We start from the raw sequence: 23548 nt of genomic DNA, 5'->3' as shown, positions 1-23548 counted from the left end.
CCTGTGACGAGCCAAGTACATGCTTTACTGTAACAGCGAAATATCGGCAACCTGCAAGAACAATTCGCGTAACTTACTCAACAATGTCAATCGGTTAACCCGAACTTCATCGTCTTCTGCCATCACCATCACGCTATCGAAGAATTCATCGACCGTTTCCCGCAGCGCAGCCAGTTCTACCAGTGCTTCCTGATATTGACCGGCAGCAAAGACCGGTTCAAGCTTATCGCGCAAGACAACCAGATGAGTCGCCAGTTTCAGTTCAGCAGGCTCTTTTAACACTGAGGCACGAACGTGGTCATTCAGCGTATCTGTCGATTTCGCTAGAATATTCGAGACACGTTTGTTCGCCGCAGCCAGCGTGGCAGCAGCATCGAGTGTGCGGAAATAGGTTACTGCCTTAACTCGAGCATCAAAATCAGCCGGTCTGGTTGGGCGACGAGCCAGTACCGCTTGGATGGTATCGACGCTATGACCTTCATCCTGATACCAAGCACGGAAACGGCCCAGCATGAACTCAATCACTTCATCGACCACTTTCCCGTTGGTCAGCTTGCTACCGTACAGGCGCACGGCCTCTTCGGTCAGCGTTTGCAGATCCAGTGGCAAATTCTTCTCGACGATAATACGCAACACACCTAAAGCAGCACGGCGCAGCGCAAATGGATCTTTATCGCCTTTCGGGTGTTGACCGATACCGAAGATACCGGCCAGCGTGTCCATCTTATCGGCAATCGCCAGTGCACAGGCAACCGGATTTGACGGTAAATCATCACCCGCGAAACGAGGCTGATATTGCTCATTCAACGCCACCGCGACGTCTTCAGCTTCACCATCGTGACGAGCGTAGTGCATCCCCATCACACCTTGGGTGTCAGTGAATTCGAAGACCATATTGGTCATCAGGTCACACTTGGATAGCAAGCCAGCACGAGTAGCATGGCTAACATCAGCACCGATTTGAGCAGCAACCCAACCTGCCAACGCCTGAATACGATCCGTCTTATCGCGCAGCGTACCCAGTTGCTGTTGGAACAGCACGGTTTCCAGACGCGGTAAGTTATCTTCCAAACGTTTTTTACGGTCGGTATTAAAGAAGAATTCCGCATCAGCCAGACGTGGACGCACCACTTTCTCGTTACCAGAAATGATCTGCTGAGGGTCTTTGGATTCGATGTTGGTCACAAAAATGAAGTTTGGCAGCAGGTTACCGGCTGTGTCATACACAGGGAAATACTTCTGGTCGCCTTTCATGGTGTACACCAGCGCTTCCGCAGGGACAGCCAAGAATTTCTCTTCAAATTTGGCCGTCAGTACCACCGGCCATTCCACCAGTGATGCCACTTCTTCCAACAAGCTTTCGCTCAGATCAGCCACGCCGCCAATTTTCTGCGCCGCCAATTCTGCATCACGCTTAATCATCGCTTTACGCAATTCATAGTCGGCAATCACTTTGCCGCGTTCCAACAGGACTTGCGGGTATTGATCGGCACTCTCAAGCGCAAATTCAGCTTCACCCATAAAGCGGTGACCACGAATAATGCGGTCTGAATCGATACCTAGAACAGTGCCAGGAATTAATTCGCTGCCTAATAGCAGGGTGACGGTATGAACTGGACGAACAAATTGCGTTTCTTTATCACCCCAACGCATCAGTTTAGGGATCGGCAACTTACTCAGTGCAGCATTGACCATATCCGCTAACAGAAGCTGTGCGGATTGCCCTTTGACATGAGCGCGATACAGCAGCCATTCGCCTTTATCTGTTACCAGACGCTCAGCCTGATCAACGGTAATACCACAACCGCGCGCCCAACCTTCAGCCGCTTTGCTCGGTTTACCTTCTGCATCAAATGCTTGTGCAATGGCTGGACCGCGTTTTTCAACTTCTCGATCCGCTTGTGCAGCACTTAAGTTCATCACTTTTACCGCTAAACGACGCGGTGCGGCATACCAAATCACCTCACCATGAGGCAAATTAGCGTTATCCAGCTCGGCGGTAAAATTAGCAGCAAAAGCTTCGGCCAGAGAACGAAGAGCCTTCGGCGGCAACTCTTCCGTACCGATTTCCACCAGGAAAGTCTGTTGAGTCATGACAGCCTCTTAGTTCTGATTCTTTTTGCACATCGGGAAACCTAATGCCTCGCGGGAGGCATAATACGCCTCGGCGACAGCTTTGGTCAGTGTGCGAATACGGAGAATGTAACGCTGGCGCTCAGTCACTGAGATGGCCTTACGCGCATCCAGCAAGTTAAACGTATGGCCTGCTTTCAGAATACGCTCGTAAGCCGGCAATGGCAGCGGAACTTCTAGTGCTAGCAGCGACTGGGCTTCTTTCTCATACTGCTCAAAGCAGGAGAACAGGAAGTCCACATCGGCATATTCGAAGTTATAGGTGGATTGCTCCACTTCATTCTGATGGTAAATATCACCGTAGGTGGTGGTACCCAGTGGACCATCACACCAGATCAGGTCATAAACGCTGTCTACGCCTTGGATGTACATCGCCAAGCGCTCCAGACCATAGGTGATTTCACCTGTGACCGGTTTACACTCCAAACCACCCACTTGTTGGAAGTAAGTGAACTGCGTCACTTCCATCCCATTAAGCCACACTTCCCAGCCCAAACCCCAAGCCCCTAAGGTTGGGTTCTCCCAGTTATCTTCGACGAAGCGAATGTCATGGATAGTTGGGTCCAGACCCAGCTCTTTCAGCGAGCCTAGATACAGCTCCTGAATATTGTCTGGCGATGGCTTAATGATCACCTGGAACTGGTAATAGTGTTGCAGGCGGTTTGGGTTTTCACCGTAGCGACCATCGGTCGGGCGGCGTGAAGGTTGTACATAAGCGGCAGCAATTGGCTCTGGGCCAAGTGCGCGCAAGCAGGTCATTGGGTGAGATGTACCCGCACCGACTTCCATGTCCAGTGGTTGAACGATGGTGCAGCCTTGGCGCGCCCAATAGTCCTGTAACGTCAGGATCAGGCCCTGAAAGGTCTTGGTATCAAACTTTTGCATGTTGGATTCGCACGCGAACAAGTGGATTAAAATAGAATGAGGCAGTATACCCGTTGACCGTAAGATATACAGCCAGAATCCAGTCACACATACGAATTGACGTGAAAAATAGCGCTAACGATTCAATTTTCCCGCTACCAAACAATTGGTGGCGGCGATAAAAAACGCGGAATATCGCTGTTAGATGCCATGACCGGCCCTATTTTGGCGTTTTTACCAAAAATATCAGGTTCGCAACTGTCCATACCGGGTTCCAACACACAATCATCATCAATGATGTCGTGGTAACCCGCACAATGCTGCGCAGAAGCAGGACTGATACCCATAAATAAAATAGCAGACAGCGCAATAGCGATAATCGTGGCTAGACTAAGATTTCTAACATTCATATATGTACCTCATAATAGTGCTAATTAATTGATTAAAAACAGAATTCAAAACCAATCTCAGATCAATTATTGTACAAATGCCTATTTCAGCAAGAAACGTCAGAAATAAAATAGAGAGGTTGCATATCATTCACTGAACAGCGACTATCGTTGCCAAATTCAGCACCAAAATGGAGTACGACTATGGAGTTACAACGCTGCGGTTGGGTTACCTCTGATCCACTCTATCTTGCTTATCATGATGCCGAGTGGGGAATACCGCGCACCGATAACCAAGCGCTGTTCGAAATGCTCTGTCTAGAGGGCCAACAAGCTGGGCTTTCATGGATAACGGTGCTGAAGAAACGTGAACATTATCGCAAGTGCTTTCATCATTTTGACCCCGTTCGGGTGGCAAAAATGGGGCCGGATGACATTGAAGCCTTAGTGCAAGACAGTGGCATTATTCGTCACCGAGGTAAAATTCAGGCCATTATTACCAATGCCCAAGCTTATTTGGCGATGGAAGCGAACGGTGAGGATTTCTCGCGCTTTATTTGGAGTTTTGTCGATAGTGAACCCAAGGTGAATCATTGGTGGACCCTGTCAGAGTGCCCGGCCAACACACCTGCCTCTGATGCTATGTCAAAAGCCCTTAAAAAACGTGGCTTTAAGTTTATCGGTTCCACCATCTGTTATGCGTTTATGCAGGCGAGTGGTTTGGTGAACGATCATCTAGCAAGCTGTTTCTGCCACCCAGATAACACAGCAAAATGATTAGAGATTATCAACCGGACGATCTTGATGCCCTCATGCAACTGTGGCTGTCCAGTACCATTGCCGCCCATCCTTTTGTGGCAGAGCAGTACTGGCACGAGAGCGCCCCGTTGGTACGCGATACCTACCTTCCTGCGGCAAAAACGTGGGTTTATTGCCCGCAGGAAGGGTTATCAGCATCCTGCGACGAGAACAACCCCATTGCTGGGTTTATCAGTATCTTGGAAGAAAAACTGGTAGGGGCATTATTTGTCGCACAGCCTTATCATGGTCATAACGTGGGTAAAGCGTTAATGGACCACGCGCAACAGCACTACCGCGCGTTAACATTAGAGGTTTACCAACAGAATCTGCGCGCCTATCACTTTTATCGTAAGCAGGGTTTTATTGAGGTAGGGAAAACCTATAACGCCGAAACTGACGCTTCTATTTTAACGCTGCATTGGGAACGCGCATTTTATTAATAGACCCTATTTATTCAAGCCTCCTCTGATAAATTTTAATAACGCATTGGATTAGCAATAGCATTACTCTGTTGTTGAATATAACGCCCAATTAAAATAAGAGGGGAATGCTATGAAGCATAAGCGATTTCTATTATTACCTTTGAGTATTTTGTTATTATCTGAAATATCCTGCGCTGCAGGTAACCTATCAAATTCGATGGGTATTATAACCGCTCATTTTAAAAAAATGTCGGATAAAACGTCATCTGCTTGTTTCTATAAGGAGGATTTCTTCGAGGAAAAGATTTTTTGTTTAACACCGCCTATGATGATTGATTTCACATTAGAAAATAATATTGGTGTTCGTGCTAATGACATTCAGTCTATTCGCCTCCCCGAAAACAGCCAACTAACTGTATATCAAGGAGATCGGTTTTTTACCTTAACAGGCAGTATATTACGGGATGCATGGAAAAAATTAGCCAGCATGGGCGGCATTACTCAAATTATTGCCACCGATAAAAAACCGCTAGTGTGTGATACACAATGTATTATCACACAGAGAAGTATCATTCCTATTTCTACTATTTTCTCTCATGATATAAATGACACCCAGCAGCAAGAAAGATCTCTATTACTGAGTTTCGAGAGACGTGATAATAACTTTGATATCACGTTTAATAACTTGATGGATGTGACTGTCGATAATGGGCTTATTTCAATATTGCCGCCAAACTCACCACAAATTGACTTTTCATTACATCAAGATACAACACATATTTCATTTTTATTCTCTTGGTATGAGAAAGAATTATCGCTGTACTATTTAGAGACAGTGAACGGTGAATTACGTTATCTATCCCCGCAGATCTCGATGCAGTCTGAATACTCAATTAATCAAGAGGAGATTGATTTAGCGATCTTCAATAGTGATGATCGGCAACCGCTGATCTTGCAAAAAGTTCTACTGGCGACACATCGCGAGGCTCATAGAGACAAACGCGGGGCGTTAGGTATCGCGGGCTGTTTCCTGAATGGCCCTTTGGCGCTGTACAATGTTGTCACCCAAGGTCGTTGTGATCAGGTTGAATCTGCGTGGCATCAAATTAAGACGGTTTTCAGTGGGAAAGATCCGTCAAATCGCATCGTGGCAGGTACAGCAAAACCGCTTAAACCCACCCCACACTCAGAGAAATCGCCACAGGAAAACACAAACCCGACACTCGTGTTAACCCAATTAAAAACTGATCTCCATGGTCAATCACTGACCCTACCTGCCGTGTCAAAATATTGCCAAACATCGATAGACAATGTGATTGCAGCCCGTTATCCCCGCCAGACTAGATATTCCTGTACGACTTGGTTGTCATCAGTATTGGCTGATTTTACGATGTTGTTCGGGAGCAGTTTACGTACTTGGTCAACGGAATATTTAATTCAGACCATTAATGGCATTTTGGATAGGAGAGCCTTAGATACTGACCGTGATGCAATGGAAGCCTTTATTCAAAAGCCAAATGTCGGTAATCGCTTAATCCAGACCATTACCGATGTTGCTGAAGAACAAGACCGTACAGCGCTCATCGAGCACATCACGCACTCCTTTCTGAACGCCGAACAAAATTACGCGCAATACGCCCTAAACAGTCAGCCGCAAGGTGCCAGCAACGATCAAGCTGATATGAGCTGCTACAGTGAAAGTGACGATGAGAGTGAGGTTGAGAGTGAAAGCGAAAATGACTCTGATAGCGGCGCGGCTTCACCACGACAAGCTCAGCAATATCCGCTGGGGAGCTATCAGATGCAACTTGCTACTTATGATTATCAAGATGTATTACCCCGCATACTGATCAATGGCGAATGGCAAGTCGCGTCAGAAAGATTCGATATTGAAGTGATTCAGGGCACACGAGAACAAACTCGCCAGAGTATTTATCATTTGCTCGAAACTGTTGCCGCATGGGAAAACACCTATTACGAACGGCGGGTTTACTGTAATCGTCATGGCCAATTCACCAACACCATGGAAACCAACAGATATGCAGGGCAAATCACCAGCCAACTCATTAGAAGTCACGTCCAATATCCTCGTTCGGACAACATCATTATTGTGGTGAGATTGAATAACCGGATTGTCAGTACCAGCCTCGCTCACAACTATTTTGCTGGGGGCGACCCGCAAAGACAACACAGCACGATCAGCGCAACACTCACGGATCCTGCTTTTGTCTTAACGCCTCAAGCTGAAGGCACTATCAGAGGTGCAGGCTCTGCTGCACTGCACGCCATGCTTCAGCATCTCAAGGTAAACGGTGTCTCTGTGGTTCATGCAGAAGTGATTTCGACTCCATCGGCCATGGTGAAAAAACGCATCGGTTTTGTTTTCATCCCTGAAGTCTACGGGCTTTATAACACCTCCCCGACACCTCCGCCTCATTCGGAGCTTTAGCGGCTTAATGGTATCCCCCTATTGCGCCATGAATAGGGGTTGTATCAAGCGACGCCCCAACCAACAGCCTTTACGTGCGGATTTTGCTGATAAACCCTGCAAGCAAGTCAATGGACCAACACTATGAGAGTTTTCTCAATGGTATTCGCCCCCTTTTTACCGGATAACGATGGCTCGCAAAAATCAGTCAGTAAGATTTAGGCGCGACTTTTTAGTTAGCTATTGGGCGACATTTTGAGATTTTCGCCGAAATAGAATGCCATTTAAGGAAAAATTGATGAAAAAACGCATTCTGGCCACTGTGGCCGCCGTTACTGTTGCACTGACCCTTTCTGCCTGTACGACCAATCCGTATACCGGCGAATCACAAGCAGGGAAATCCGGTTATGGTGCAGGGATCGGGGCCGTTTTAGGTGCAGGGATCGGCATGTTGTCATCCTCCAAACATGACCGTGGCAAAGGTGCGTTAATTGGTGCCGCTGCGGGTGCGGCATTGGGCGGTGGCGCGGGTTATTACATGGACGTTCAGGAAGCCAAACTGCGTGACAAAATGAGTGGTACGGGTGTTAGCGTGACTCGACAAGGCGACAATATCGTGCTGAACATGCCCAACAATGTCACGTTTGATACCGACAGCAGCAACCTGAAACCGGCTGGCGCGAATACCCTGACGGGCGTGGCAATGGTATTGAAAGAGTACGATAAAACTGCCGTGAATGTGACAGGCTTTACCGATAGCAGCGGTACTAGAGCCCATAACATGACGCTTTCTCAGCAACGGGCTGACAGTGTTGGCAGCGCATTGATTGTGCAAGGCGTGGCCGCTAATCGCATCCGCACCAGCGGTGCGGGCCCAGATAACCCAGTGGCAAGCAACAGCACGGCTGCCGGTAAAGCCCAAAACCGCCGAGTAGAAATCACCTTAAGCCCGCTGTAATGTGAATTCACTGCGAACCTCATCAGACCGTGCGGATAAAAAACTCCGGTTTATCCGCACTTTTATGGGCAGCAAACCTTCCGGTCATCATTATTCTGGTTGGACGGGCATTATTCTGGTTTGATGCGATAAGTACAGCGACGAGCCCCTGATAAGATGTGTTCAACCCGTTCAACGGGCGCGCCAAGTACTTGCTGGAATACGGCCAGCTCGGCACGGCAAAAGCCCTGACATTGGGTCGCCGCCGCACAAATTGGGCAGTGATTTTCGATTAGCAGCAGCGTACCATCAGCCTCGACCTTCATTTCAGCCATATAACCTTCACGGGTACGGATAGCCACCAGCCGTGCCACACGCTCAGTCAGGCTATCGGCACCGATCATGGCCTCACAATACTGATGGCGGGTTTCCTGCTCGCGGCTATCAATCAGCCGTTCAAGGGCGCTGTCACCTAATTGGTTGCGAATCAGACGTAACAATTGCACCGTCAATTCGCCGTGAGCATCAGGAAAATGTGCATGACCGGCTGCGGTCAACTGCCATAGCTGGATGGGGCGGCCCACACCTTGCATTTTCGCTTCGGCAGCCACCAATCCCTCTTTGGCCAGTTTGACAAACTGTTGTCGGGCGGCTTCACCGGTCGTTCCCAGTAGTATCCCCGCATCACTGGCTTGCAACGGACCGCGCGTTTTGAGCAGCATGAGCAAGCGCTGGGCAACAGACTGTGGCGGGCTGGGCGAATGGTCGATATTCATATCTTCCCCGGTAGCATAGCGAACTTTAATTTATGATGAATAATTACCAGCATAACATTTTCCAAGCAGATGCTTGACTTATTATCGATGACTGGCCTACCTTATTCAAAGAATTTACTTGTTTAACTTTATCGTAACAAAAAAATTAACTCAACAACCAGACTACTGGCAGGATGGAAACGTGATAACAAATGATGCGAGCCGTTGGAGTGACTTGTTCTCCGGTAAGAATGCGGCTTTTGCCATAGCCCTGTCAGGGGGTGTCGTATTACATGCGATCAATATTTATATCGCGACCACCATTTTGCCCTCCGTAGTTCTCGAGATTGACGGCCTGAGCCTATACGCTTGGAATACCACTTTATTCGTGACGGCGTCCATCCTCGGTTCGGCCCTTTCTGCACGCCTGCTAAGTGGCTACGGCCCGCGCAGCGCCTACCTTTTTGCCTCGCTGGTCTTTATGTTAGGGAGCGCACTCTGTGCCATGGCTCCGAACATGCCGCTGATGCTGATTGGCCGCACGGTGCAAGGTCTAGGGGGCGGATTCTTGTTTGCCCTCTCTTACGCCATGATTAATCTGGTTTTTGCGCAATCATTATGGCCACGGGCCATGGCGCTGATATCGGGGATGTGGGGGGTGGCGACCCTAATTGGCCCGGCTATCGGCGGTATTTTTGCCCAAATGGATGCATGGCGCTTCGCATTCTGGACCTTGCTACCCGTCACCCTAATTTATGCCATTTTTACTTGGCGTATCTTGCCTGCGGGCAAATCCAGCACCACAGCGTCAGCGCTGCCGGTCACGCAATTAGTGCTTTTAACCGCCATTGTCCTGACAATTTCCGCCAGCAGCATTGCGAGTAGCAGTGTGGTTAACATGGCGGGGATGGTGCTAGCTATCCTGTTGTTACTGCTATTATTCCGCATAGAATCCCGCGCCGCCGCTCGCTTGCTGCCAAAAGGCGCCTTGCGCCTTAGCTCACCGTTGGCGGCACTTTACATCACCATCTCATTGTTGGCAGTCGGTATTACTTGCGAAATTTTCGTCCCTTACTTCTTGCAAACACTACACGGCCAATCGCCACTGATTTCCGGTTATATTGCCGCGACGATGGCGGCAGGTTGGACGATTTCTGAAATGATGAGCGCAGGCTGGAAGAAATCCGGTATCCGTTGGGCCATCATTAGCGGCCCACTGATTGTTCTCGCGGGGATCGTGGGGCTTGCAGTCTTGATGCCAGCCACTTCACTGGGCGGTTGGCAGCAGATGGCGCCTATCGCGCTCGCGCTCACCATGGTGGGCTTTGGTATCGGTTTTGGCTGGCCGCACCTGCTGACCCGTATTCTGCAAGTGGCTGCTGACGAAGATAAAGACATCGCCGGCGCGTCCATTACCACGGTACAAATGTTCGCAACGGCCGTCGGTGCCGCGATGGCGGGCATGGTCGCCAATCTCTCCGGTTTGAATCTTCCCGGCGGTGTGGTCGGCGCACAGAATACCGCTCACTGGTTATTTACCCTGTTCGCCATTGCGCCGGCGCTGGCAATGATCACCGCGCTACGCTGTGCCGCGATCCGCTCGCAGAGTCATGCCGTCAAGAATACGGTCAGTCACGAGGCGTGATATTTTCATAAGCCGTAACATTATCAGGGAGATTAGTGCTTGATCACACGGATGTGTTCGCTGTTATGCTGGCTTTAGATATCACCAGTCCAAATGAATTGGAGTTCGCGATGAAGCCTTCTATTGTGCTGTACAAGAGTATTCCAGACGACCTGCATCAACGATTAGCGCAACATTTTACCGTCAACAGTTTTGAAGGCTTAACGCCGGATAATCAGCCCGAGCTATTATCAGCACTCGCGCAAGCACAGGGGCTAATTGGTTCTGGCGGTAAAATTGATAGCGCCTTTTTGCAATTAGCGCCGCGCCTGCGTGTCGCCTCAACCATTTCAGTCGGTTATGACAATTTTGATGTGGAAGCACTCAATCAGCGTGGTGTAGCGCTGATGCATACCCCCACTGTGCTCACCGAAACTGTGGCTGATACCATGATGGCGCTGATGCTTTCTACTGCCCGTCGCGTGGTGGAGTTGGCCGAGCGAGTCAAAGCCGGTGAGTGGCGAGAAAGTATTACTGATGATTGGTATGGCGTGGATGTTCACCATAAAACCATCGGGATTCTCGGCATGGGCCGGATTGGTATGGCACTGACCCAACGGGCACACTTCGGTTTTAGTATGCCGGTGCTGTACACCAGTCGTCGCCCCCATGAAGAAGCCGAAACGCGCTTTGGTGCGCGCCGTTGTGACTTAGATACGTTGCTCGCAGAAGTTGATTTCCTCTGCATTACGCTGCCCATGACCGAGCAGACCTACCATATGATCGGCCGTGAACAACTGGCCAAAATGAAGTCCAGCGCCATTTTGATTAATGCTGGCCGCGGGCCAGTAGTGGATGAGCAGGCGCTGATTGCGGCCCTGCAAGACGGCACTCTGCATGGGGCAGGATTAGATGTGTTTGAGCAAGAGCCGCTACCAGTGGATTCACCCCTGCTGGCTTTACGTAATGTGGTGGCCGTGCCGCATATTGGCTCCGCGACCCACGAAACCCGCTATAACATGGCGGCCTGCGCCGTGGATAACCTGATTGCCGCGTTGACTGGCACCGTCAAAGAAAACTGTGTTAACCCGCAGGTTTTGCAGCAAGCGTAAGCTCAGCAAATAATTGCACTGGCCTGCTTGCGGGCCAAATCTCCTCTCCTCCATCGTTCTCCTCCCTGTAAAGATGACGCAGGGATGAGGCTATTTCTTCAGCAAAAGGCAGACTGATACTCATCAAACTTTATTCAAATCTAGGGAAGATGTGCAATGCGGCAACTCACGGTTCCTTTGCTACTCCTTATCGCACCCACCGCGATGGCGAATTGGTCACTTCAGCATTTCCCAGCCTTTACTGAGCACGATAGCGGTGTTTTTCTCAGTAGCAGTACATTGACCAAAGGCGAATACCCGCTCAAGTTTTATCAGGATAAACAGTGCTGGCAACCCACTGGTGCGGTGAAGCTAAACCAAACTTTTTCGCTGCAACCTTGCCAAAATCAAGCTGACATCCAATGGCGGCTGTTCCGTGATGGTCAGTATCAAGCACGCATTGATACCCGCAGTGGCACCCCAACCTTGACGCTAAGCCTCAAAGAACCGGTGGCAGAAACCGTTCGCGTCGTGGCCCACAGTTGCCAACGCTGGGATGGCCAGCCAGTGACGATTGATGTACGAAAAACCTTCGCTGAAGGTGAGCTGGTACGGGATTTCTACTCCGGCCAAACGGCAAAAGTTTCCCTCGGCAAAATCACCTTGCAGCCAGTCCCTGAAAGCGGGGGGTTACTGCTACTGGAATCCGCGCAAACCCAGCAAACTGCGCCGTTCAGTTGGCAAAATGCCACTGTCTATTTCGCGCTAACCGATCGCTTCAAAAATGGTAATCCCACCAATGATCATAGCTATGGCCGCCATGGTGATGGCATGCAGGAGATCGGCACGTTTCACGGTGGTGATTTAGCCGGATTAACCGAAAAACTGGATTATCTGCAACAGCTTGGCGTCAATGCCCTGTGGATAAGCTCCCCACTTGAACAGATCCATGGCTGGGTTGGTGGTGGCACCAAAGGTGACTTCCCACATTATGCTTACCACGGATATTACGGGCTAGATTGGACCCGCCTCGATGCCAATATGGGGACCGAACAAGAGCTTCGCACGCTGGTTGAGCAAGCGCATAAGCGCGGCATTCGTATTCTCTTTGATGTGGTGATGAATCATGTGGGTTATGCCACGCTGGCAGATATGCAGAGCTATCAATTCGGTGCGCTCTATCTGCAAGGCGATAACCTCACAAAAACCTTAGGGAAAAACTGGACTGACTGGACACCAGGCAGCGGCCAAACATGGCATAGTTTTAATGATTACATCAACTTCGGTGATAAAGCCGCATGGGATAATTGGTGGGGTAAAAAGTGGATCCGCACCGATATTGGCGATTACGATTCGCCGGGTTATGACGATTTAACCATGTCGCTGGCTTTTCTTCCGGACATCAAAACAGAGTCGACTCAACCCAGCGGTTTACCGGTGTTTTACCGCCATAAACCGGATACCGCCGCACGGGAAATACCTAACGCCACACCACGTGATTACATGACGCATTGGTTGAGCCAATGGGTGCGTGATTATGGGATTGACGGTTTTCGAGTCGATACCGCCAAGCATGTGGAGAAACCCGCTTGGCAGCAACTGAAGCAACAAGCCACCGCCGCATTGGCAGCATGGAAAGCGGCTCATCCCGATCAGGCACTTGATGACTTACCGTTCTGGATGACCGGCGAAGCTTGGGGCCATGGCGTGATGAAGAGCGATTATTACCAAAACGGTTTTGATGCCATGATTAATTTTGATTTTCAGGATCAAGCCAAAGCGGCGCTCACTTGCTTCTCTTCCATTGACGGTACTTACCAACAAATGGCCGAAAAACTGCAAGGTTTCAATGTGTTGAGCTATATATCGTCGCACGATACTCGGCTGTTTTTTAACGATGATGCACAGCAGTCATTGGTTAAACAACAACGGGCGGGGGATCTGCTGCTACTTGCACCGGGAGCGGTACAAATCTTCTACGGTGATGAAAGCGGTCGCGCGTTCGGCTCAACCGGTTCTGACCCCTTGCAAGGCACGCGATCAGATATGAACTGGCAAGAACTCGCGGGGGATAAAGGTGCCTTGTTGACGCACTGGCAAAAAGTCAGTCAGTTCCGCGCTCGCCATCCGGCCATCGGTGCGGGTGAACAGCAATCACAACAAACAGCTGATTACTATGCTTTTAGCCGCCAACATCAGGGCGATAAAGTGTTAGTCGTTTGGGTGGGCGATAAAAAAGAGTAAGCAGCGGATTATCCCGCAAAAAAAAACCCCACCGATATTATCAGTCGGTGGGAAGAAATCTTTCCGCATTGCACCCGCTTTTATCTGCGAGTATGGTACTTGTTCACTTACGGATAACAATAAATTTTCATTTATGAAGTTTTCACTTTTCGGCGACAAATTCACCCGCTACGCGGGGATTACCAGACTGATGGACGACCTTAACGACGGACTGAGAACCCCAGGTTCAATCATGCTCGGCGGCGGAAATCCGGCACATATCCCAGAGATGGATGCGTACTTCCAACAGCTTTGTCAGGAGATGCTGGAACGTGGGCAATTGACCGAGGCATTGTGTAATTACGATGGGCCACAGGGCAAAGATATTCTGTTAAAAGCGCTGGCGAAAATGCTGCGTGACGAGCTGGGTTGGCACATTGAGCCACAGAATATTGCACTGACAAATGGTAGTCAGAGCGCATTTTTCTACTTATTTAACTTGTTCGCAGGCCGCTATGCTGATGGTAGCCGTCGTCGGGTATTGTTCCCGCTGGCCCCTGAGTACCTCGGTTACGCGGATGCCGGTCTAGATGAAGACTTATTTGTCTCCGCCAAACCTAACATTGAGCTGCTACCGGAAGGCCAATTCAAATACCACGTTGATTTTGACCACCTCAATATTACCGATGATATTGGTTTGATCTGCGTTTCACGGCCAACCAACCCAACCGGTAACGTCATCACGGACGAAGAACTGATTCGCCTTGATGCTATCGCTCAGCAGCGTGAGATCCCGCTATTGATTGATAATGCCTATGGCGTGCCTTTCCCCGGTATCATTTTTACCGACGCAACACCGCTGTGGAACCCCAATATCATCCTGTGCATGAGCCTATCAAAACTCGGTCTACCCGGTTCACGCTGCGGTATCATTATTGCCGATGAAAAAGTGATATCTGCCATCACTAATATGAATGGCATCATCAGCTTATCGCCGGGCAGTATGGGGCCGGCCATCGCCGCTGAGATGATTGAGCGTGGTGACTTATTACGCTTATCCAACGAGGTTATTCGGCCATTTTATTTTGAGCGCGTACAGCAAACTATCGCGATTTTGCGTAAATACCTGCCGCCAGAACGTTGCCTGATTCACAAACCAGAAGGGGCTATTTTCCTCTGGTTATGGTTTAAAGACCTACCCATCAGTACCGAGCTGCTCTATCAACGCCTAAAAAAACGCGGTGTGTTGATGGTGCCGGGCCACTACTTCTTCCCAGGGCTAGAGTATGACTGGCCACATACCCATCAATGCATGCGCATGAATTACGTCCCCGCGCCGGAAGAAATTGAAAAAGGGGTGGCCATTCTGGCTGAAGAGATTGAGCTGGCATTCCAAGAAGCGCAGTAATCGGCACGTAGTAAACGTCAAAAGGGCAGCGTATTGGCTGCCCTAAAATCTGATGATCACCACTCACCGACTCAATTACATCGTTGTCCAGAACAGTACCGCGAGGATCTGCGGCGACATAATCCGCAAAAACATCGCTAACGGATAAACCGTGGCATAAGACAATGCGGCTGCGCCGCTGGTGGGATGAATGCCATTGGCAAAGGCCAACGCCGGTGGGTCTGTCATGGAACCGGCTAACATACCGCACAAGGTCAGGTAATTCATTTTCGCCAGCATCCGCGCCAGAATCCCCACCGTCAACAGTGGAATACCGGTAATCATCGCACCATAACCAATCCACGCCAGCCCATCACCATTGACCAAGGTATTGATAAAGTCACCGCCCGATTTCAATCCGACAACGGACAAGAACAGCACAATCCCCAGTTCACGCAGCGCCAAGTTCGCACTCGGCGGCATAAACCAATACAGCTTACCAATGCTACCAATGCGCCCGAGTATCAGTGCCACCACCAGCGGGCCACCGGCCAACCCTAAGCGTAGTGCCGCAGGGAACCCCGGTATAAACAAGGGGATTGACCCTAGCAACACCCCCAAACCGACACCGATAAAGACTGGCAGCATCTGTACTTGTTGCAGTTTCTGCTGGGCGTTACCCACCACGGCAGACACGGCCTCGATCGCTTCCGGACGGCCCACCAGATTCAGAATGTCACCAAATTGCAAACTCGCACTGTTACTGGCCACCAGTTCGATACCCGCACGATTCAAACGGGTGATCGCGACGTCATATTTCTGCTTCAGATTAAGGTCGCGAATTTTTTTGCCCAGCACCGCCTCGTTGGTGACCACCACGCGGGCGGTTTGCAATATCGTGCTGGCTGTCGAGAGGGTGACATCCACCTCTTCCCCCACCACCAATCGCACTTTATCTAAGGCTTCACGCTGCCCAACCAAATGCAGGTAATCGCCTAGCTCAATCACGGTACCAGGCAATGGCACCATCAACAGATCACCGCGTTTCAAGCGTGAGCAAACCACCTCATCACTGTTGAGCAAGGGGACATCTTGCATGGATAAACCATTCAAGTTGGGGTTACGGACCGCCACGTTCATGGTTTGCAGCAATTCACGATTCTGCCCGTGGCTGCTATCAAACTCTTTTGCTTCACGATCAATGTTGACCTTAAAGAATAAGCGAATCAGCCACATCACCAACAAGATGCCGCAAATACCAAATGGGTAGGCCATCGCATAGCCCATCCCCATCTGGCTGACCAATTGAGGCGGAGAACCTAAATCAGTGAGGATTTGTTGTGCTGCCCCCAGTGCAGGCGTGTTGGTTACCGCCCCCGAGAACACCCCGAGAATGATCGGTAGCGGCACAGCAAACAGTTTATGGATAATCGCCGTCACTATCCCGCCAACCACGACCATGAGAATGGCAAAGAGGTTTAGCCGTAGCCCCGAAACACGTAAGGAAGAGAAGAACCCCGGCCCGACTTGAATGCCGATGGTGTAAACAAACAGAATCAGGCCAAATTCCTGAATGAAATGCAGCATGTCTGCGTTCAACACCACGTCATAGGTTTGTGCAAAATGGCCGACAATAATGCCGCCAAATAGCACCCCACCAATACCTAACCCAACACCATAGACTTTCCAATTACCGATCCATAACCCCAATACGGCGACAAGCGCCAACATACTGACGGTAAGGGCGATAGCACTCATAAATCACTTCCTTGCCTAAGTTTAAAAACGGGTCGGCCATCGGGAATGTGTCGCGATACAAACATGGCCTTAAATTCTTACAATTAGTAAGGATTCTGTCAGAAGGGGGAACGGTTGAATGTGGGATACACCACAAAATGCACCGGAGAGCGGGGAATCTCTCCGGTGAAAAAGTTAACGAGGAAAAGCTAAACGCTAAAAAGACAAAACAAGGAGAGGATTATCGTTACCGATACCCCACGCAGAGGTATCGGTCATCATCATTACTGCTGCTCAGTGGCTACCGAGCTTTCTATCACTTGCTGCTCTTGCACTTTCTGCTCTTGAGGAGCTGCACTGCCGATAGTAATACGCTGTGGTTGCAGCGCTTCAGGTACTTGACGCAGCAGATCAATGTGCAACATACCGTTTTCAAACTGAGCATTATCCACATTCAGATGCTCAGCCAATGTGAAGGTCAGTGAGAACTCTTTACGGACTAAGCCCTGATGCAGGTATTCAACCTGTTTATCTGCCGGTGCGGTTTTACCGCGAACGGTCAAACGTGGACCTTCAACTTCGATGTCCAAATCGCTCTGTTTAAAACCGGCCAATGCCAGTGAGATGCGATAGTGGTTATCATCCGTTTTTTCAATGTTATATGGCGGGAAGCCTTGAGCATCCTGAGCGCCTTGCATTGAGTTAGCCAGTTTATCAAAACCAATCCACTGACGAAGTAAGGGTGACAAATCATAGTTACGCATAGATATAACTCCTTCTTTGAAGCGAGATATCCCCATCATTTTCAACGTGCCGATGCCGACAAGTTAGAATATTTTGGGTATTAAGATAATATGCAGCCGCGAATGAATGATATAAAAACCCCTAACGCAAAATACTGACGTTATCGTATTTACATCTCTCAATCCGTGGCTGGTTAGCCCCCGATTACGGCAGGCTGAACACGACTACTCGACTATCATTATAAAGCCATTGTCATAAAACAACGTTATTAGACAGTCGCCATTAAATAAATAACTTACTCTCTATATAGAGGCTAATTATTTAATTTCAATTCTACGTGGTTTTAAATTCTCGGGTACAACACGTTCGAGATCGATATACAGCAAGCCGTTTACCAAGTTGGCACCTTTAATTTTAACGTGTTCAGCCAACTGGAATTTACGCTCAAAGTTACGCTCTGCGATACCCTGATATAGGTAAGTGCGTTGCACAGGCTCGCCAGCACGAGAACCACGAACAATCAACAAGTTATCTTGTGTCGTGATGTCTAAATCTTTTTCTGGAAAACCCGCCACCGCGATAGCAATGCGATAGTGGTTATCATCAACTAATTCGACATTATAAGGAGGGTATCCCCCATTAGTTTGATTCTGTCCAGATTCTAATAGATTAAATAAACGGTCAAAACCAATCGCTGAACGATACAGTGGAGCAAGCTCAGTATTACGCATAAAAACTGCCTCCTAAATAGATTAGCAAGGATGTTATCTTGTTTTTTAATAAGCCCTCCATATATGGACCGGCCATTCGTCAGAATACCCTATCGGCGTATTCTCTCTGACTCGATAATAATATGGCGTCGGTTTACTTCTTTTCAAGCGTAAAAATATAAAAATTTTCGAGAAAAATCCCATTATAGGGTTTCCCGTTACTAACATTCGATAAATTTGCTGTTATCACTTAGACTTAAGTTAAATCCCGCCATAGAATTGAATCTTTGACCATCAGAACTGTCTGTAAGAGAGTGTAAAAGATTACGACAAAACCTGACAATCGTGGTGTGTCACTGCCAAGCATGATGATAAGAGCTGAAAAAACAATGAGAAATACTGTTATCCCGTTTGTTACCGGTTGTTCACTGCTTTTATCCAGCGGTTGCTCCAGCATTATGACGCACACTAGCAGCAGTCAGGGTTACTACTCAGGCACGGAAGCCAATGTGGCGATGCTAAAAGATGATAATACCGGTTGGGCGCTGCGCCCCTTGTTGGCGGTGGACCTGCCCTTTTCGGCAGTAATGGATACCCTGTTGCTGCCCTACGATTATTTGCGCTCAGATAAAGAAGACAAAATGACCAATTCCCCGCGTGAACGCGTGCGCCAATCAGAGACGGAGAATCAATCAACAGCTCACGTGGCCGATACACCAGTGCAATAACCTACGCTACATTGACGGTAAAAATCTGAGCGAACCCCTCAATTTCCCGCATAAAAGCAATTTGAGTGCCGTCAGGTGAGAAGACCACCGCATCCGCTAAAGGTGCGATGTCACTGCGTTCAGTCAACCGCTGAAGTTGACCGGTCGAGCGATCACACTGCATCACGCTATTATCACAAACAAACGCCAAACAATGGCCTTGCGGATGCCAGTTAAAAGCAGATTGAATCCCCCACGGGCTAGATGTTAGTTGCCGTGGCTCACCGCCATTAGGGGAAACCAGCCACAACTGCACAACGCCATTATCATCTTTCATCAAGCAAGCAATCGCGCTGCCATCGGGTGACGCACGTAGCCAATGGCGCGGACTGGTCGCTAGACCGGGAAAACGCCGTGCAGCGGTATGGGTGACGCGCCGTTGGTGAACGCCCGCAGGGGGCGCTGGCAGGGTCATGGATGTCCCTTCCAGCGGAGCGTCGCCAGCACGAGCATAATCTCGGTCATGCTCGGGTAAATCAGCAATAAAAATTTCAGGGATTTTCTCCCCCTGCGCTGAAAGGGTATCGCCAATAAAGGCAATCGCCCAACGTTGGCGAGTACCCTCTGTTTTCAGATATCCCTGCGTGCCAATCCAACCCTCTTCATAAGCGCGATTGATTTGATCGCTACCCGCCTGCGGCTTGGGCGTAGTCCGGCTGACCAACACACAAAAGTGGCTACCATCGTATTCACGGGGATGCTGTTTGGGCGGGTTAACGCCGTGCAGCGGCAAGGCAATACCGACATTGCGGCAATCCAGCGCGGGGTCTAGTTCATGCAGCACATGATCGTTATAAGTAAAGCTGAGGCGGCTACCATCAGGGCTGAAAACGTGGACGTGTGTCCCACCACGCAAGGCGCCAGGTGTATAAGGTGCGGTGATATCCATGGCATCCAGTGTGACCGCCAGCTCTCTGTCTGGTTCTGCGACGATCACCCCTCGCCGATGATGAAAGTCATAATGCCAATGACTATCAGGATGTTCAGGCCCATGGATAAACACATACCGTGCGGGCAGGTCTGGGCTAACCGTCACCACCCCAACATGAGCGCCCTGCTGAGCACGATAAATCACCTCAATACGTCCAGTGGCACAATTCACTCGCTCAATTGTTAAGCCGCTAAACGTCGCGCCATTCGGCCGCACATCGTATACCAGCCATTGGCTGTCCGGCGTCCAGACATTGATGTTAGTGAGCTGATGCCCTCGGGGATCAAAGGTAAGCTGTTGTTCCTGATAAGAAGCATCTTTCTGGCTAATCATGCTGGCTCCGGCGAATATAACGGGCTGGGTTATTAATCAGGATTATATCACTACTACCCGCGCCAGATTCTGGTCATCACACTCATCACTGGCTTTCCAAAATCAATAGCTATCACTATAGCGGTAGCTATTTAGAATAAAATGTCTAATATAGATTTTTTATTCTAATCGATGCGACCTATGCTTAGCCGATACCAACCCATTGCTGATGCCGTTGCGACCCTTTTTTCCCCCTATGCGGAAGTCGCTATCCATGATTTAGCCAGCCAGACGCTGGTTTATATCGCTAATAACTATTCGCAGCGTGAATTAGGCGAAGACTCCAATCTCAGCGAGCTGCAATTTGATCAGCATTCACAAGTGATTGGCCCATACCAGAAACGTAACTGGGATGGCCGCCAACTTCGCTCAATCAGTACCGTGCTGCGCGATGACCATGGGCAAGCTATCGGTCTAATGTGCATCAATTTGGATATTACCGTATTTGAAAGTGCCAAAGCGGCGCTGGACATGTTCCTATCAGGCCACCCATTACAGCCCCAGCCTGAGGTGTTGTTTCAGGATGACTGGCAGGAACGTATCAATACTTATACCCATCACTGGCTGCAACAACAGCAGCTAACCTTAGCAACACTGAATAACGTTCACCGCCGAAAACTCATCGAAGCGCTCTACTTGCAAGGGGCCTTTAACGGCAAGAATGCGGCAGGTTACGTCGCAAAAATCCTTGGCATCGGCCGAGCAACTGTTTACAACCAGCTAAAAACAATAAAAAACTGCTGAAGAATTTAAGGAATCAATATGAATACATTATTTGAGGCCATCAAAGAGGCCCACCAAGTATTACGGCCACAAGTGAGAGTGACGCCACTGGAATTCAGTCCGTTACTATCGCAACACAGTGGTTGCGACATCTACCTCAAATGTGAGCATCTGCAACACACGGGGTCATTTAAATTTCGTGGTGCCAGTAATAAGCTGCGGTTGTTGACGAACGAGCAGCGTCAGCAAGGGGTGATCACCGCTTCCACCGGTAATCATGGTCAGGCAATGGCGCTGGCGGGGAAATTGGCAGGGGTTAAATCCACCATTTATGCACCAGAACAAGCCGCCGCCATCAAACTAGAGGCGATCCGCGCACTGGGTGGTCACATTGAACTGATACCGGGGGATGCGTTAAATGCAGAGTTGGCTGCGGGTACCGCTGCACAGCAGCAAGGGAAAACCTATATTTCCCCTTATAACGACGCGCAGATTATTGCCGGACAAGGCACTTGCGGCATGGAAATGGTTGAGCAACAACCGGATCTCGATGCTGTGTTTGTTGCTGTTGGTGGCGGTGGCCTGATTTCTGGCATTGCGACGGTATTGAAGAAGCTCTCAGATAAAACACAGGTGATTGGTTGCTGGCCTGCGAATGCCACCAGCATGTATACCTGCCTGCAAAAAGGGCAGATTCAAGAAGTCGAAGAGCAAGAGACCTTATCGGATGGCACCGCTGGCGGCGTCGAGCCGGGAGCAATAACGTTCTCGTTGTGCCAGCAGTTAATCGATCAGAAAGTATTAGTGACTGAGCAAGAAATTAAAGAGGCAATGCGTTTGATTGCCCGTACTGACCGCTGGATGATAGAAGGTGCGGCAGGTGTGGCATTAGCCGCCGCATTGAAGCTGGCACCACAATGGCAAGGTAAGAAAGTTGCGGTGGTGTTGTGCGGGAAAAATATTGTGCTGGAAAAATACTTAGGAGCCGTTAGCGAATGATGACCCTGAACAAGCAACAAATTCTCGACAAGTTTAATGCAGATGCCATCACGTTGTTGCTCAAGCAGGGTTTTATTGCGTTTAGCCAAAAGCAGGTGCAGATGCCACCGGTTCAGCATTTACTTTTTGCGCAATCCAATGGCGATTGCTGTATTAAAAGCGGCTATTTACAGGGCGATGACCTGTTCGTGGTGAAAGTTTCTGGTGGATTTTATGATAATCCCGCTCAGGGGCTGGCCAGTAATCAAGGGTTGATGATGGCATTTTCGGCCCAGACCGGTGAGCCGCAAGCCCTTTTGCTTGATGAGGGCTGGCTGACTGCGCTGCGTACCGCATTGGCAGGGCGTATTGTGGCTGAGCTTTGCGCGCCGGCGCATATCCACAATATCGGTATCATCGGCACCGGTATGCAAGCGCGGTTGCATCTGATGTACCTGAAAAGTGTGATTTCGTGCCGCCAGTTATGGGTTTGGGGCCGCAGAGAAACGGCATTAGAGGAGTATCGGCAATTTGCGCAAACGGAAGGTTTTGAGGTCAATACGACGCAAGATGCCGCTGAACTCGCCAGTCACTGCCAGTTTATCGTGACCACCACGCCCAGCCGCGAGGCGATTTTACAAGCTGCGGATATTCAGCCCGGCACGCATATTACCGCCGTTGGCGCAGATGGCGCGGGTAAACATGAATTAGCCCCTGAATTAGTGGCAAAGGCCGATAAAATTTTGGTGGATTCATGGGCGCAATGTACTGAGTTTGGTGAAATTTCATCTGCTTTCCAGCAGCAGCTTTTAGCACACCACACGTTGACGGAGATCGGGGTTGTTTTGGCGCAAAATGCCTCTTTCCGGGATGATGATCAGCAGTTTACGTTAGCGGATTTAACGGGGTTAGGGGTTCAGGATGTGCAGATAGTGAAGGGGGTTTTGGGGGGATAAATTTGGTGATCGATTGTCTGCTTCGCAGGTGATTCTGGTTGTTTTGTTTGGTGATCGGTTCGGTTGTTATAGCTTCAGTGTTTACTTTAGCTCTAATACTTCAACAGATGACCGGATCTAGTTTCGGTTGATATTCGGTTTGGTGATCGGTTCGGTTGTTATAGCTTCAGTGTTTACCTTACCTCTGATGCCTCAACCGCCAAATGGGCCATAAGCGTGGCCCCTTTGGAAACCCGCGCTTCGCACGTATCGCTTGCCTGCTTCGCAGGTTCCCTCACTCATCGTTTCGGCTGACGGACGGCTTTATTCGCATCCCTGCTCATGGCGCCTAAAACGGGCGTCCTGCCCGTTTTCCTTGCCTTCTCTCTTCACTCGGCAGCTCAAATGTGCTTTTAAACTTCAAGGTCAACACCATGATTTTTAGGTCTTGGGTCTTGGGTCTTGGGTCTTTTGACCTTGAGCGCAATCAGAAAAATTGCCGACAAAGATTGCAGGCCGAATGAGCCGCATGGACGCGGCGAAAGGGGCTGTCGAGCTGGGAGCGAGTCAGCGCCGGTTCGATAAGCCAGCAAGCTG

Annotated in this window: 21 protein-coding genes; 12 read left to right on the top strand and 9 right to left on the bottom strand. The window is 49.5% G+C overall.

Annotated features, from left to right (window positions below; translation table 11 throughout):
* Positions 1-24 precede the first annotated feature (24 nt).
* From glyS to BN68_RS18530, 3 genes are all read right to left on the bottom strand, one after another.
* Entirely contained in the window at positions 25-2094 is a 2070-nt protein-coding gene (gene glyS, locus BN68_RS18540) for a glycine--tRNA ligase subunit beta (RefSeq protein WP_019212680.1), read from the bottom strand.
* 9 nt (positions 2095-2103) lie between these two features.
* The gene (gene glyQ / locus BN68_RS18535; protein ID WP_019212679.1) at positions 2104-3018 is read right to left on the bottom strand and encodes a glycine--tRNA ligase subunit alpha; all 915 of its coding nucleotides are present in this window, start codon (positions 3016-3018) and stop codon (positions 2104-2106) included.
* Between the two features lie 134 nt (positions 3019-3152).
* A complete protein-coding gene (locus BN68_RS18530; RefSeq protein ID WP_019212678.1) occupies positions 3153-3407 on the bottom strand; it encodes a hypothetical protein in 255 nt (84 codons plus the stop codon).
* 183 nt (positions 3408-3590) lie between these two features.
* Between BN68_RS18530 and BN68_RS18525 the strand changes: the two genes are divergently transcribed.
* The 4 genes from BN68_RS18525 to BN68_RS18510 all read left to right on the top strand — a co-directional run bounded on the left by BN68_RS18525 (position 3591) and on the right by BN68_RS18510 (position 7995).
* Positions 3591-4163 carry a DNA-3-methyladenine glycosylase I gene (locus BN68_RS18525; RefSeq protein WP_019212677.1) on the top strand — a complete coding sequence of 191 codons (573 nt, stop codon included), beginning with the start codon at positions 3591-3593 and terminating at the stop codon, positions 4161-4163.
* Positions 4160-4627 carry an N-acetyltransferase gene (locus BN68_RS18520; RefSeq protein ID WP_019212676.1) on the top strand — a complete coding sequence of 156 codons (468 nt, stop codon included), beginning with the start codon at positions 4160-4162 and terminating at the stop codon, positions 4625-4627. The genes BN68_RS18525 and BN68_RS18520 overlap by 4 nt, the downstream gene beginning before the upstream one ends.
* A gap of 307 nt (positions 4628-4934) precedes the next feature.
* Positions 4935-7058, top strand: coding sequence for a hypothetical protein (locus BN68_RS18515; protein ID WP_231294047.1), 2124 nt, complete (start codon positions 4935-4937; stop codon positions 7056-7058).
* 277 nt (positions 7059-7335) lie between these two features.
* Positions 7336-7995, top strand: coding sequence for an OmpA family lipoprotein (locus BN68_RS18510; protein WP_019212674.1), 660 nt, complete (start codon positions 7336-7338; stop codon positions 7993-7995).
* A gap of 110 nt (positions 7996-8105) precedes the next feature.
* On the opposite strand, the gene BN68_RS18505 is transcribed toward BN68_RS18510, so the two are convergent.
* Positions 8106-8750 (bottom strand): helix-turn-helix transcriptional regulator, encoded by a 645-nt coding sequence (locus BN68_RS18505; RefSeq protein WP_019212673.1) that lies wholly within the window; start codon positions 8748-8750, stop codon positions 8106-8108.
* Between the two features lie 181 nt (positions 8751-8931).
* Here BN68_RS18505 and BN68_RS18500 point away from each other — a divergent pair, with 181 nt between their 5' ends.
* From BN68_RS18500 to BN68_RS18485, 4 genes are all read left to right on the top strand, one after another.
* A complete protein-coding gene (locus BN68_RS18500) occupies positions 8932-10374 on the top strand; it encodes an MFS transporter (RefSeq protein ID WP_019212672.1) in 1443 nt (480 codons plus the stop codon).
* A gap of 110 nt (positions 10375-10484) precedes the next feature.
* Positions 10485-11465: a glyoxylate/hydroxypyruvate reductase GhrB gene (gene ghrB / locus BN68_RS18495; RefSeq protein WP_042806988.1), complete on the top strand. Its 981-nt coding sequence runs from the start codon at positions 10485-10487 to the stop codon at positions 11463-11465.
* A gap of 156 nt (positions 11466-11621) precedes the next feature.
* Complete coding sequence (locus BN68_RS18490) at positions 11622-13688, top strand: alpha-amylase (RefSeq protein ID WP_019212670.1); 2067 nt, start codon at positions 11622-11624, stop codon at positions 13686-13688.
* 133 nt (positions 13689-13821) lie between these two features.
* On the top strand, positions 13822-15075 hold the full coding sequence (locus BN68_RS18485; protein ID WP_019212669.1) for a valine--pyruvate transaminase: 1254 nt from the start codon (positions 13822-13824) through the stop codon (positions 15073-15075).
* A 75-nt stretch (positions 15076-15150) separates the two neighbouring features.
* On the opposite strand, the gene BN68_RS18480 is transcribed toward BN68_RS18485, so the two are convergent.
* The 3 genes from BN68_RS18480 to ibpA all read right to left on the bottom strand — a co-directional run bounded on the left by BN68_RS18480 (position 15151) and on the right by ibpA (position 18266).
* Positions 15151-16812 (bottom strand): putative transporter, encoded by a 1662-nt coding sequence (locus BN68_RS18480; RefSeq protein WP_019212668.1) that lies wholly within the window; start codon positions 16810-16812, stop codon positions 15151-15153.
* 263 nt (positions 16813-17075) lie between these two features.
* Complete coding sequence (gene ibpB, locus BN68_RS18475; protein ID WP_019212667.1) at positions 17076-17555, bottom strand: small heat shock chaperone IbpB; 480 nt, start codon at positions 17553-17555, stop codon at positions 17076-17078.
* Positions 17556-17852: 297 nt separating this feature from the next.
* Entirely contained in the window at positions 17853-18266 is a 414-nt protein-coding gene (gene ibpA / locus BN68_RS18470; RefSeq protein ID WP_019212666.1) for a small heat shock chaperone IbpA, read from the bottom strand.
* Positions 18267-18634: 368 nt separating this feature from the next.
* On the opposite strand from ibpA, the gene BN68_RS18465 reads away from it, so the two are divergent.
* The gene (locus BN68_RS18465; protein ID WP_019212665.1) at positions 18635-18973 is read left to right on the top strand and encodes a YceK/YidQ family lipoprotein; all 339 of its coding nucleotides are present in this window, start codon (positions 18635-18637) and stop codon (positions 18971-18973) included.
* A 1-nt stretch (position 18974) separates the two neighbouring features.
* Here the strand turns inward: BN68_RS18465 and BN68_RS18460 are convergent, their stop codons facing one another.
* A complete protein-coding gene (locus BN68_RS18460) occupies positions 18975-20276 on the bottom strand; it encodes a DUF3748 domain-containing protein (protein WP_019212664.1) in 1302 nt (433 codons plus the stop codon).
* A 180-nt stretch (positions 20277-20456) separates the two neighbouring features.
* Here BN68_RS18460 and BN68_RS18455 point away from each other — a divergent pair, with 180 nt between their 5' ends.
* From BN68_RS18455 to BN68_RS18445, 3 genes are read left to right on the top strand one after another with little or no spacing between them, the layout of a single operon-like run.
* Positions 20457-21059 carry a helix-turn-helix transcriptional regulator gene (locus tag BN68_RS18455; protein ID WP_019212663.1) on the top strand — a complete coding sequence of 201 codons (603 nt, stop codon included), beginning with the start codon at positions 20457-20459 and terminating at the stop codon, positions 21057-21059.
* Between the two features lie 18 nt (positions 21060-21077).
* Positions 21078-22037 (top strand): threonine/serine dehydratase, encoded by a 960-nt coding sequence (locus BN68_RS18450; RefSeq protein WP_019212662.1) that lies wholly within the window; start codon positions 21078-21080, stop codon positions 22035-22037.
* A complete protein-coding gene (locus BN68_RS18445; RefSeq protein WP_019212661.1) occupies positions 22034-22972 on the top strand; it encodes an ornithine cyclodeaminase family protein in 939 nt (312 codons plus the stop codon). The genes BN68_RS18450 and BN68_RS18445 overlap by 4 nt, the downstream gene beginning before the upstream one ends.
* A gap of 392 nt (positions 22973-23364) precedes the next feature.
* Here BN68_RS18445 and BN68_RS24385 read toward each other — a convergent pair.
* On the bottom strand, positions 23365-23548 hold a 184-nt coding region (locus tag BN68_RS24385; RefSeq protein ID WP_231294046.1), incomplete at its 5' end, for a hypothetical protein.

Origin of the sequence: Yersinia massiliensis CCUG 53443, from assembly GCF_000312485.1 — a bacterium.
Lineage (GTDB): Bacteria > Pseudomonadota > Gammaproteobacteria > Enterobacterales > Enterobacteriaceae > Yersinia > Yersinia massiliensis.
Note: the sequence above shows the minus strand (reverse complement) of the source record. Positions and strands in the feature narration are given on the sequence as shown.